We start from the raw sequence: 12,557 nt of genomic DNA on the forward strand, positions 1-12,557 counted from the left end.
GCAACTTAACTTATTAATCAAGTTGCCGAAAATAAGACTGTGCTTCATTAGCAATGCCCAGCAAAAAAGCTCAATTCATCATTGAATTGAGCCCACTTGAACCAATCAAAGACTGGCTAGTTTAGTTAATTACCCGTTAACAGAATAGTTAGGGGCATTCTTAGTAATTTGAATTTCATGTGGGTGCGATTCACGCAAGCCCGCACCAGAGATTTCAACAAATTGGGCATTTTGGATTAAGGCATCGATGTTTTTGGCACCGACATAGCCCATCCCGGAACGTAAGCCACCAAGCATTTGGAAGATAATATCATCCGCACTACCCTTAAATGGCACGCGGCCTTCAACCCCTTCTGGCACTAACTTGTTAGCTTCATTCACGCCACCTTGGAAATAACGGTCCGAAGAGCCATGCGCCTGTGACATTGCGCCAACAGAACCCATACCACGATAGAACTTATATTGCCGACCGTCGTCAAAGACGACTTCGCCAGGGGCTTCGGTCGTCCCGGCTAACATGCTACCTAACATCACGGCGTTACCACCAGCGGCTAAGGCCTTAACGATATCACCAGAATACTTAATCCCACCATCAGCAATGATTGTCTTCCCATATTCTTGGGCAACACTCGCTGAATCATAGATGGCGGTTAATTGTGGCACACCAACGCCGGCAACAATCCGCGTCGTACAAATTGAACCAGGGCCAATCCCAACTTTAACCACGTCAACCCCAGCTTCAAATAACGCCCGGGTTCCTTCAGCAGTAGCGACATTCCCAGCAATCAAGGTTTGAGTTGGGAAGTGTGCCCGAATTTCTTTGATCTTCCGTAAAACCCCAGCTGAATGCCCATGCGCCGTATCAATGACAATCGCATCAGCACCAGCCGCAAACAATGCCTCGGCCCGATCAAACGTATCACTGGTCACCCCAACCGCACCAACGGCCAACAAATGGTTGGTCGCATCAACAGCGGCATGTGGATGTTCAGCCGTTTTTTCAACAGCCTTGATTTTGCTAATTTCAGCGGCTTGCGCTTCAACACTCAAGTTCTTATGGATAACTGCTAAACCGCCTTGATTAGCCATCGCAATCCCCATGGCTGATTCAGAGACCGTATCCATCCCCGCACTGAGAATTGGAATATTAAGTTGCAAATTATCAGCCAACTTTACACCTAAATCGACTTCATTCGGTAAAACGTGACTTTCGGCCGGAATTAATAAGACATCATCAAACGTATAACCCTTTTTTCCAAACTTTGTATCCCAATTAGACATTGAATGTTAGCTCCTTGTGGTTTTATTTTTATCTGTAAAGGTAACAAAACATCACCATAAATGCAAGGTGAAACTTGCATTTTCAGCAATTTTTCATTTAGATGGCTTAAAACGGACTCGATTTTCTCGAATCCGTTTTAACTTAAACGCTGTATTTAACTAAAATAAACTCGTGGTGATATGGTAACGCCGCTTCAACCACATCCGAAGGAAGAAGACAATCACTGCCATAACCAAATAAACAATGGCTGGCAAGGCTGGGTTCAAGTTCGTTGGTAACGAAGCAGCAGTCGTAAAGATTAACATCCAAACAATCACTGCCATGACGGACCATAAAATCTTACGCCACATCGCAACTTTTTTGTTTTTACCTGGTGCCAAATATTCAAATAACTTCGCTACCCCAAGACCACCAATGGCCGACGTGACGACAATTGCCGTAATCCCGTTGGCACCGGCTGAACCCTTGGTTGCATTGGATCCAAAGAACCCAATCGCCCCATACATCAAACAGAAAATCATGAATAACATCAATCCATTATCCAACGCCGTAATCCAGTAATTAGCGTGAGCTTGATCAGCAGGATCTTTCTTAGGCCCGTCAATAATGGCCTGAGTTTGTTCTTGGACTGTGCCATATAATTGACGCGCAGTTGTCCCTTTGTGTTGTTCAGCTAGCAACGTCGCTAGCATCTCATCCAAGGCAGCTTTCTGCTTGTCACTTGATAAAGTTGTGGCACTCAAGGACTTGCGCATTTGACGCATGTATTCGTCGTTACGCTTCGTTAATTCCGTTGCATCACGTAATGGTTGTTCGGCTGCTTGGATTTGCTTAGCACCCGCTTGCGCATTCCGTGGTTCTTTCGATGATTCACTCACGAATAGTTCCCCCTCTTGGCTTAATTAGACGTTGAATCGGAATTCGACGATGTCACCATCTTGCATGACGTAGTCTTTACCTTCAAGTCGTAGCTTACCATTTTCTTTGACTTTGGCTTCACTGCCGGCTGCATCTAAGTCAGCAAACGACATTACTTCGGCCCGAATAAACCCACGTTCAAAATCAGAATGAATAATCCCAGCTGCTTGAGGCGCCTTCGTTCCGCGTTTAAAGGTCCAAGCCCGTGTTTCCTTGCCACCAGCGGTAAAGAACGTTTCCAGGCCTAAGAGCTTATAAGAAGCCCGAATTAACCGATTCAAGCCGGGTTCTTCAACACCTTCAGCGGCTAAAAAGTCCGCTTTGTCATCATCATCAAGTTCAGCAATTTCTTCTTCGGTTTCAGCAGCAACGCCAATTGCTTGGGCGCCTTCTTTTTTAGCATAATCTGCCACAACTTGATAATATTTTGAGCTTTCAGGATCAGCCATATCATCTTCAGCAATGTTAGCAACATATAGCACTGGCTTTGACGTCAGTAAGAACAAGCCTTTAACAATGAGTTGGTCATCTTCATTGAAGGTTAACGACCGCACTGGCTTACCAGCTTCAAGCGCCGGCTTGATGGTTTCAAGCACGGCCAATTCAGCTTTAGCTTCCTTATCACTCCCCTTGGCTGCACGTTGAACCTTAGCCAAACGTTTGTCAACAGTCTCTAAATCAGCCAAGCTTAATTCCAAGTTAATCGTTTCGATGTCATCTTGAGGATCGACTTTACCAGTCACATGCGTGATATTATCATCATCAAAGGCCCGGACAACGTGGACAATCGCATCAACTTGGCGAATGTTTTCGAGGAATTTGTTCCCTAAACCTTCACCCTTACTAGCGCCCTTAACAATCCCAGCAATGTCTGTAAATTCAAAGGTCGTTGAAACGACTTTCTTGGCGGGAATAACCGCTTGAATACGATCTAAGCGTTGATCAGGAACTTCAACCATCCCAACATTTGGATCAATGGTCGCGAACGGGTAATTGGCCATTTCGGCGCCCGCCTTCGTAATTGCGTTAAATAATGTTGATTTACCAACGTTTGGTAACCCAACGATACCTGCTGTAAGTGCCATATTGATTATTCACTCTTCCTTTTAAAATAATTAAGCTTAGTCGGCTTTCTTTTCGAGCATCTTTTTCATTTTTTTATCAAACTCACGGCGCGGCAACATGACGATATGACCGCAGCCCGTGCATTTAATCTTAATGTCAGCGCCCATCCGGGTAATCTCCCAACGGTTGACCCCACAGGGGTGCGCCTTTTTCATTTCGACAATATCACCTAAATCGTACATGTGCAATGCTCCTTTAAGGCTTAATTTAAATCAATTTGTAAAATTTCTAAAATCCGACTCAAGTCATCATTTGATAAGTACGGAATTTCAATTTTACCTTGTTCTTTTTTATTTTGCTTCGTTTGAATGGAAACTGCCGTCCCAAACTTTTCTTGCAATTGTTCCTCGCTAGCGCGAATATACGGTGATTTTTTAACGACCACCGATTTAGGCGCCTGCTTTTGCTCACCATTATAGCGGGCCACAATTTGTTCTAACTGACGGACCGTTAATTGCGCTTTAATCGCTTTTTTAGCCAATGGGACTAGCTGGGTCTTATCTTTTAAAGATAATAACGTCCGCGCCTGCCCCATGGACAACTGGCCCTTTTGAATCAGTTGTTTAACCCCGGTTGGCAAGCCCAATAATCGGAGATAATTGGCAATATAGGGCCGACTTTTACCGAGTCGTTTTGAGACTTCTGCTTGAGTTAACTTGAGCTTATCCATCAATGACGCATACGCTTCAGCCTCTTCTAACGCAGTTAAATCTTCACGCTGCAGATTTTCCAAAACCCCAATTTCCATCATTTGAGCCTCAGTAACATCCCGCACAATTGCCGGAATAGTCTTCTGCTTAGCTAATTTTGAGGCGCGAAAACGGCGTTCACCAGCAATTAACTCGTACTTTTGAATTTCAGCATCCGGTTGCCGGACAATGATGGGCTGAAAGACCCCTGACTTTTCAATCGAACTGGCGAGTTCCTTTAAAGCCGTCGCATCAAATTTTCGCCGTGGTTGATACGGATTAACTCGAATATCAGTTAAAGCGAGTTCCGCAACCATTTCTTCATTAGTTGGTTCATCAACGTCGGCAAACAAGGCATCAATGCCACGGCCTAACGCTTTATTTTGCGCTTTTTCTTTACTTGCCATGAGCCGCCAACACTTCCTTTGCTAATGCTAAGTATACTTGGGCACCCTTTGAACGAATATCGTAATCAACGATGGAGAGACCATGACTTGGCGCCTCTGATAACCGAACGTTGCGGGGAATAATCGTCTTATAAACGGCATCCTTAAAGTATTTTCGAACTTCTTCATTAACCTGGGCCCCTAGATTGGTCCGGGCATCATACATCGTTAATAACACGCCTTCAATTCGAAGTTGTCGATTAAAGTGTTTTTGAACTAACTTAACGGTATTCAATAATTGGCTTAACCCTTCCAAAGCATAATACTCGCTTTGAACAGGAATTAAGATTGAATCACAAGCCGTAAAGGCATTGATTGTTAGCAAGCCTAGCGAAGGTGGACAGTCAATCAGAATAAAATCATAAGCGTCCCGGACATCATCAATGGCATCCCGTAAACGGGTTTCACGGGCCATCATTGGCGTTAACTCAATTTCGGCTCCCGATAATTGAATCGTGGCTGGCACAATGTCCAGGCCTTCATGACTCGTTGGAATAATCGTATCTTTAATTGGGGTATCATTAATTAAGACATCATAAATTTCATGTTCAATCGTTGATTTTTGGATGCCTAAGCCGCTCGTCGCATTTCCTTGCGCATCCGTATCAATTAATAGTACCTTTTGACCTTGTTCTACGAGACTTGCACCTAAATTGATGCTTGTCGTCGTCTTACCAACGCCACCTTTTTGGTTGGCGAGTGCAATTACGGCTCCCATAATTATTGACCACCCCTTGCTTGATTTTTCGGGATTTCAATCGTGATACGGTAACTGTCGCCAGTGTCTTCTTCGTGCGACTGCACTGACAAGCCAGCGGCCGTCACCATCTTAATTGATTTTTTAATCGTATTGACCGCAATGCGGGTATCTCCCGTTAATCCCCGCGGTCGTTTTTGTTTTGGTTTTGGTGGCAACTGTATTTTTTGCACCAATTGTTCCGTTTCTTTAACGGTTAACTGCTGGTCCAGCACTTGAGCTAACACGGTGACTTGTTGGTCCACTGGTAAATTCAAGAGGGCCCGACCATGCCGTTCGCTGAGTTGCCGTTTTAATAAAGCTTGTTGCACAGCTGGCGCTAACTTTAATAACCGCAACTTATTCGCCACAAACGATTGGCTTTTACCTAATTCTTTAGCCAGTGCCGCTTGGGTCAACGTATTTAACTTCATTAACTCTTGGTAAGCCGTCGCTTCTTCAATGACCGTTAAGTCTTGGCGTTGTAAATTCTCAATCAACGCCATTGAAGCTGTTTCGCCATCATCCATTTTTTGAATAATTGCTGGTGCTTGGGCCCAATGTAAGGAACAAATCGCACGAAAACGCCGTTCACCAGCAATAATTTCGTATTTTTTAGGTTCATATTCTCGCAATACAATCGGTTGCAATAACCCATGTGCCGCAATCGTGGCTGCTAATTCATCAATCCCAGCCGCATCAAAAACTTGCCGTGGTTGAAACCGATTTGGAACAATTGCCGTCACCGGAATCTGCACGATTTGTTGCTGGGGCTTAGCTGCTTCAGCATCCTTATTTTTATCACGATTACCACCGAATAAGGAAAATGCCATCTCAATTACCTCCCACTTTAGTCATGGGCCGTTAACGGCTGTTTAGCAGGCGTCCCCGGCTTACGTGGATAGCGTTTAGGCGTGGGCCGCTTTTTATCTACAATAATGATATGCCGCAGATCACCCGTTTGTGGTAAAGTCAACGCTTCATCACGTACTAACTGACCACCTAATTGTTGAATCGCATAAGCACCTTCGGCCGTTTCCGTCCGGGCATTAGCAGCCTTTAACGCCACCATCTGACCACCGACTTTCACAAGTGGCAAGCACAATTCGCTTAACACCGACAAGCGGGCCACCGCTCGGGCGGTGACTAAATCATATTGCTCGCGATGACCGGATTTTTTGCCCGCAAAGGTTTCAGCCCGATCATGAAAAGCTTGCACATCGCTTAATCCCAAAGCACTGATGAGTTGTTGTAAAAAATTAATCCGTTTATTTAACGAATCCACAATCGTCACTTGTAACTGAGGGAAAACGATTTTTAGTGGCAATGACGGAAAACCGGCACCCGCACCAACATCACAGATGGTTAGCGGTTGTTCCCGCAATGCTGTCACATAAAAAGCAGGCGTAATTGAATCATAAAAATGCTTCAAATACACTTCGGGCTGCGCTGTAATCGTCGTTAAATTAAATTGGCGATTGGTTTCAATCAGCAACTTAAAGTACATTGCAAATTGAGCCATCTGCTGATCACTTAGTCTAATGTCGTGACTCGCCAAAGCTTGTTTAAATTCTTCTGGATTCATGAAAAAGCTCCTTAATTAAGGTCGCATTTGCCTTACAGTTGTGAAACAACTTGAATGTTTCACGTCACCTCATAACTTTAACTTAAAATCAAGGCAAAATCAATGCTCAAGCTTGGATTATTACCCCGTGTAACCCTTGAAAAATCACGATTTTGCTTCATTTAGCTAGAACTGATTTTTTTACATCTTTACCACTGCATTTTATCAAATTTTCAGAAAAATAGACGGCCTTTCAGCTAGTTACTGAAAAGTCGTCTATCGTTTATTTTATATTTAGTTGCTTACCAAACGAATAACCCAACTACGCCGGCTGACAAGAGGGAAACTAAAATCCCAGATAACAGCAAATAGCCCACGTTACGTGAAATCAAGTCATTCTTTTCACGACTCACAATCCCCTTGAACGCCCCAATAATCATCCCAACTGTTGAGAAGTTGGCAAATGATGTCAAGAAGACCGTTAAGACTGCTCTAAAATGGGGGGCAAAATCGTTAACTTTACCCGTAACTTCACCCATGACCACGAATTCATTCGTGACCAACTTGGTCCCCATGTAAGAGGCCATTTGGAAGGCATCGTGGGCATTGAAACCCAGTAACCAGGCAAATGGGAACATGATTACCCCAAAGATATTTTCAAGTGAGAGGTTCGTGTTAATTAAACCTAACAACTTATCAATTAACTTCGCTAAAGCCACAAAGGCAATGACGTTGGCAGCGATAATCAAGATTAACTTACCAGCGCCAAGAATTGAATCACCTAAGAAAGAGAAGAATGGTTCGCGCACTGGCTTAGCTGCTTGAACTTGTTCATCCGCCAAGGTTTCAGAGCCGCTAGTTGCGGTCGTTGCCGTCGTTTCTTCAACGGCAGCACTACTACCAACTTTGGCAATGGTATCTTCTTCTGGTTTCACATCAACTGGATTTAAGATGGCCGTAATGATAGCCGCATTTAAGACGTTCATTGGCACCGCCGTCAAAATAAATTGACCAGGCATCATCTTAATATAAGCACCCAGAATAGAGGCAGTTACACAACTCATCGACATCATCGCAATGGTTAAGTTACGTTGCGCTTTCATCTGTTTTAGTTGTAACTGTGAAACAGCAAGCGCTTCGGTATTACCTAAAAACATCATTTCAACAACGAAGAATGATTCGAACTTTGGTTGACCCGTAATATAAGCCAAACCACGACCGACCCATTTAATAATCCATGGTAAAACGCCGATATATGTCAAAATATCAAATAATGGCACAATTAATAAAATTGGTAACAGTGAACTGGTAACGAAATCCATTTGTTTAACGTTGACCCAACTAGCCAATGCAAATGCAATCCCATCGTATGAAACATCAACCAGCCAAGTAAACCCATCGGCTGCTGCTTTAACCGCATCAACCCCAACTTGTGAACCGGTTAAGAACCATGCTAACAATAATTCTAAAACCAACATAACACCGATTGAACGCCAATGAATCGCGTGTTTTTGCTTGGAGAATACGTAGGCAATTGCAATAAAGACCACAATCCCAATAATATTAACCACCAAGTTAAATACCATGTGAATATTCCTTCTTCCCTATAGATGTTGTCAAACCAATAAAAAACAATTAAGAAAAAACTACCTTTATTAATTTACCATTTTAGCTAACGTTATGGTAGCTAAATTTTAAGGAATCATTAAGGAATTGCCTGATAAAGCCATGCGAAAAAGCGACTTAACTTAAGAATCATTAAGTCGCCCATTAAAACCCAATCATCAACTGAACTGATGACGAGCCCCTGCCAAGGACTTCTATTATACCGCGTTTTATCAGTCACCGAACCAATTAGTTGACCCACCGCTTAGATGGGCGTAAGCTACAAGCAATAAAACGAAAGGGGGTGATGCTTTTTGAGTACCAATCGTAAGCTTAAAGCATCAGTCTCTGCTCTACTTGGAGCACTGAACTGATTGCTTTAAAGGTATCTAAGACTACGGTCTTGGGTACCTTTATTTTTTTGCGCCAGTTGCGACGATCACGATGCTTTCAGCAAACCTTAAAGTCTTACTAATAGTCGTTGAATCCAAGCAGCGTTTTAGCTAGTCAAGTTGCCTTCAAACCACAGGTAACAACTAATCGTCAGGTCGTTTCAATCACCTGGCAAACCGACTGCTTTAACGATTGGAAATTAGCGCACTTAATTCATGACTTCATTAACTAATGCGATTGCCACAGCATTTCGGTGGGATATTCAGTCGTCAAAAACTGCTTGATGGCCCGAATCATCATTGCAGTTGAAGGCGCTGTGGCCTGTGTTTTATTGGCAACTAACGCAATCTCACGATTATACGGTTCCGCAAACGGATACGTATTCACGTCCCCCGTTAATTTTTTCAACGCTAACTTCGGTAAAATTCCCATGCCCAAACCAGATTCCACCATCGAAATGATAGATTGATCATCAATCGAAAACCGTAAAAAGTTATTCGTCACATGATAATGATCCAAAGCCAACTTCGTATCACGGTCATAATCGCTTTGCTGCAAAATAAAATTTTGATCCATGACATCCGCCTTCGTCATATACCGACCGTTAGCGGGGACAAAGCCGGCTGGGGTCACGCAATAGATGGGGTCATTAATTAAAGCATGCGCTAATAAATTATCATTAACGGGTAGCGACGTGAAGCCCACGTCAATCGTCCCAATCTTCGCCCACTTAGTAATTTCATTGAAATTTCCTTGGACCACCGAAATTTCAATATCGGGATATTCATGGTTAAACCGTCGAATAATTCGGGGTAACCAATTGATACAAACACTGCTGAAACCACCGATTCGAACTGAGCCAGAATGTAACCCCTGAATATTATCAGCTACTTGGCGCAGATTACTTTCAGTATTCAAGATTTCTTGTACATAAGGTAGCACTTGTTGCCCGTCACTGGTAAGTTCAACCCCCGAACGGTTACGAATAAATAAAGGAAAGCCGAGTGCCTTTTCAAGTTGATTCACAGAATGACTGACCGCACTAGGGGTCACATTCAAGGTCGCAGCCGCTTGATAAAAGGTTTTTTGGGCCACAACGGTTGCAAAAACTTCATACGCAAAATTTGCCATGCTGATGATTTGCTCCTTAGATGAATTATTTTCATTTATAATTGAAAAAGTTGAGCTTTACTTAACTGCTTCCCCATTTTATCATATTAATAATCAAACCAGACAATGACGACTTAAAAAATTCAAGTGGGGGCCACATCATGAAAAAACTATTTGCGAACCGCGTCTTAACTAATGACACAACTGATCTCGATAATATTTTCAAAAATAGCGCCAATCCGGAAAACATTTCCTTTGCTGGCGGTTTTCCTGATGTCCGCTTATTTCCCGAGCAGGCTTTACAACAAGCCTATCATGACGCAATTGAACAGCAGGGACCGGCTATTTTTCAATATCAATCCACCCAAGGACCGCTGGCGCTGCGACAAAAGTTAGCAACGCGCATGGCACAACAGGCCAGCGTGACAACGACCGCCGCTAATATCTTGCTCACTCAAGGCGGACAGCAAGCCATCGACTTGGTTGCTAAATTACTCTTAAATCATGGCGATGCCATGGTCGTTGAAGGCCCAACTTACATGGGTGCCTTAGCTGCATTTGACACCTACGAGCCTACCTACTATGAAGTGCCAGTCGATCAAGATGGCATGAACCTGCGGCGGCTACAGCAAACTCTGAAAGCACATCCTGAAATCAAACTCATCTATACGATTCCTGATTTTCATAATCCAACTGGGACGACCCTCACTGCTAAACGACGGCAGGCGATGGTGGCCTTAGCTAATCAATACGATGTCATCATTTTAGAGGACAGCCCTTATCGCGACTTACGTTACAGCGGACAAGCCATTCCCGCTATCAAACACTATGATACTGAAGGCCGGGTGATCTTCATTTCCAGCTTCTCTAAGATTTTATCACCAGCTTTACGAACCGGCTGGTTAGTTGCTGACGACGAACTTATGGCCCAATTGGTTGGGTTAAAATCAGCCGTCGATGTCCAATCACCTAATGTGACCTTGGCAGCGATTAATGCTTACTTAGATCAAAATGATCTAGATGCGCACATTGCAACCCTGAACCAAGCCTACCAAGTTAAGCGCGACGCCATGTTACAAGCATTGGATCGTTACTTCCCTAAAAATGTGACTTATACGCGCCCGGCTGGTGGTTTCTTCATCTGGGTCACGTTGCCTACAACTATCGATGCTCAGCAATTGTTAACTGATGTGGTTTTACCACAAGCACACGTCGCTTATGTCCCTTCCGCTTGTCAATTCGCTAGTCGCACCGTTAAAAACGGCCTCCGACTAAATTTTACTAGTCTCGACCCAACGACAATTACAGCCGGCATTCAGCGCTTAGGTCAGTTACTTCAACCCGCGCCCGTAACCGCAACTAAACCACGGTTAAAAACCAGTTTTCAATTTTAATAATGACGACTAGTTCACTAGATTATGAGAGAACGATTTGACTATCATTAGAAAATGCGGTAAGCTTATGCTAATTAATCAACATTTTGATGAGATGAGTACGTTAGTTGGTTCAGTCCAGCGAGCTGTGGTGTGATGAAAAGCAGCCTGAATCCTAACCGAAGATGGTCTCTAAATGGTGTCGGTAAGCGTTAGTGAACCGATGACGGCGTCGTACTCGTTAACGTACGCGAGTTAAGCTTAACTCACAGAGTTGGACCGAGTGATCGGTTCAAGCACAAAGGTGGCACCACGATCAACAATCGTCCTTTTATTAGGAAGATTGTTTTTTTGTCGTCAAAATTACTTAAGGAGTCGTGGTAAAAATGAAAAAATGGATCAAAAAATTAGGGTTAATCGCTTTGGGCCTCACACTCGCAGTCACTCTCACCGCCTGTGGTCAAAAATCACATTCAACGACCACCCGAGCAACCACTAACTTGAATTTGCAACAAGCTGGTACCTTGACCATCGGGCTAGAAGGCACCTTCCAACCTTATAGTTATCGCAAAAACGGCCAATTAACCGGCTTTGAAGTTGACTTAGGTCGCGCCATTGCCAAAAAAATGGGCTTAAAGGCCAAGTTTGTGCCGACTAAGTTTGATGCGTTAATTGCTGGTTTAGCAGTCAACAAATATGATGTCGTCATTAACGATATTGCAGAAACACCGCAGCGTCAGCAAAAATATTTATTTTCAACGCCATACATTTATTCAAAATCTCAATTAGCCGTTAAAAAGAATGCCACAATTAAACAACTATCTGCAATCAAAGGTCAAAAAGTTGCCCAGACAACCACTAGTAATAATGCCGCTGATGCCAAGCGTTTAGGCGCAACCGTCGTCCCGACCGATGGCTTTGAGCAATCAATTGCGCTCGTGACCCAAGGACGGGTCAGCGGAACCATTAATTCACGCGAAGCTTTCTATGCTTACTTCAAACAAAATCCAACGGCGAATTTAAAACTAATCGATGCGGGCAACGCGATTAAAACGCAAAAAATTGGCGCCATTGTCACTAAAAAGCACGCCAAGTTACAACAACGCTTATCAACCGCTATCCGGGCGTTACGCCAAGATGGCACACTCACAAAACTCTCAAAGCGCTACTTTGGTGGCGATGTAACCAAACCTTAGCTTGAACGCGTTACCTGTTATTTTTTTAGAATGCCCATTCCCAGTGAATTTTAGGTATCATGATTGAAAGTGGTTCGCTATAATAAATAGAGTGCTTATTTTTTGTCAGTTAACCTAGTT

The 12,557-nt window shown here is 43.5% G+C and carries 12 protein-coding genes; 2 read left to right on the forward strand and 10 right to left on the reverse strand.

All coding sequences use genetic code 11. The features are described from left to right. Positions 1 to 129: 129 nt before the first annotated feature. The 10 genes from guaB to C5Z25_RS05585 all read right to left on the reverse strand — a co-directional run bounded on the left by guaB (position 130) and on the right by C5Z25_RS05585 (position 9,889). The gene (guaB, locus tag C5Z25_RS05540) at positions 130 to 1,281 is read right to left on the reverse strand and encodes an IMP dehydrogenase (protein WP_105451724.1); all 1,152 of its coding nucleotides are present in this window, start codon (positions 1,279 to 1,281) and stop codon (positions 130 to 132) included. Positions 1,282 to 1,440: 159 nt separating this feature from the next. Next, positions 1,441 to 2,160, reverse strand: a complete 720-nt coding sequence (locus tag C5Z25_RS05545) for a DUF1129 domain-containing protein (protein WP_105451725.1) — start codon at positions 2,158 to 2,160, stop codon at positions 1,441 to 1,443. Between the two features lie 24 nt (positions 2,161 to 2,184). After that, positions 2,185 to 3,285, reverse strand: a complete 1,101-nt coding sequence (ychF, locus tag C5Z25_RS05550; RefSeq protein ID WP_105451726.1) for a redox-regulated ATPase YchF — start codon at positions 3,283 to 3,285, stop codon at positions 2,185 to 2,187. 36 nt (positions 3,286 to 3,321) lie between these two features. Continuing rightward, complete coding sequence (locus C5Z25_RS05555; protein ID WP_105449229.1) at positions 3,322 to 3,507, reverse strand: DUF951 domain-containing protein; 186 nt, start codon at positions 3,505 to 3,507, stop codon at positions 3,322 to 3,324. A gap of 20 nt (positions 3,508 to 3,527) precedes the next feature. Beyond that, positions 3,528 to 4,421 (reverse strand): ParB/RepB/Spo0J family partition protein, encoded by an 894-nt coding sequence (locus C5Z25_RS05560; RefSeq protein WP_105451727.1) that lies wholly within the window; start codon positions 4,419 to 4,421, stop codon positions 3,528 to 3,530. Further along, positions 4,411 to 5,178 carry a ParA family protein gene (locus C5Z25_RS05565; RefSeq protein ID WP_105451728.1) on the reverse strand — a complete coding sequence of 256 codons (768 nt, stop codon included), beginning with the start codon at positions 5,176 to 5,178 and terminating at the stop codon, positions 4,411 to 4,413. Before C5Z25_RS05565 ends, C5Z25_RS05560 begins: the two co-directional genes overlap by 11 nt. Before the next feature lie 2 nt (positions 5,179 to 5,180). After that, positions 5,181 to 6,029: a nucleoid occlusion protein gene (gene noc, locus C5Z25_RS05570; protein ID WP_105451729.1), complete on the reverse strand. Its 849-nt coding sequence runs from the start codon at positions 6,027 to 6,029 to the stop codon at positions 5,181 to 5,183. A 17-nt stretch (positions 6,030 to 6,046) separates the two neighbouring features. Further along, complete coding sequence (rsmG, locus tag C5Z25_RS05575; protein ID WP_105451730.1) at positions 6,047 to 6,781, reverse strand: 16S rRNA (guanine(527)-N(7))-methyltransferase RsmG; 735 nt, start codon at positions 6,779 to 6,781, stop codon at positions 6,047 to 6,049. A 281-nt stretch (positions 6,782 to 7,062) separates the two neighbouring features. Next, positions 7,063 to 8,346 (reverse strand): NupC/NupG family nucleoside CNT transporter, encoded by a 1,284-nt coding sequence (locus C5Z25_RS05580; RefSeq protein WP_105451731.1) that lies wholly within the window; start codon positions 8,344 to 8,346, stop codon positions 7,063 to 7,065. Positions 8,347 to 8,986: 640 nt separating this feature from the next. Further along, the gene (locus tag C5Z25_RS05585) at positions 8,987 to 9,889 is read right to left on the reverse strand and encodes a LysR family transcriptional regulator (RefSeq protein WP_105451732.1); all 903 of its coding nucleotides are present in this window, start codon (positions 9,887 to 9,889) and stop codon (positions 8,987 to 8,989) included. 140 nt (positions 9,890 to 10,029) lie between these two features. Here C5Z25_RS05585 and C5Z25_RS05590 point away from each other — a divergent pair, with 140 nt between their 5' ends. After that, complete coding sequence (locus C5Z25_RS05590; protein ID WP_105451733.1) at positions 10,030 to 11,262, forward strand: aminotransferase-like domain-containing protein; 1,233 nt, start codon at positions 10,030 to 10,032, stop codon at positions 11,260 to 11,262. 365 nt (positions 11,263 to 11,627) lie between these two features. After that, positions 11,628 to 12,437: a transporter substrate-binding domain-containing protein gene (locus tag C5Z25_RS05595; protein WP_105451734.1), complete on the forward strand. Its 810-nt coding sequence runs from the start codon at positions 11,628 to 11,630 to the stop codon at positions 12,435 to 12,437. Positions 12,438 to 12,557 lie beyond the last annotated feature (120 nt).

This window comes from Lactobacillus sp. CBA3605 (assembly GCF_002970915.1).
Classification (GTDB): Bacteria; Bacillota; Bacilli; order Lactobacillales; family Lactobacillaceae; genus Lactiplantibacillus.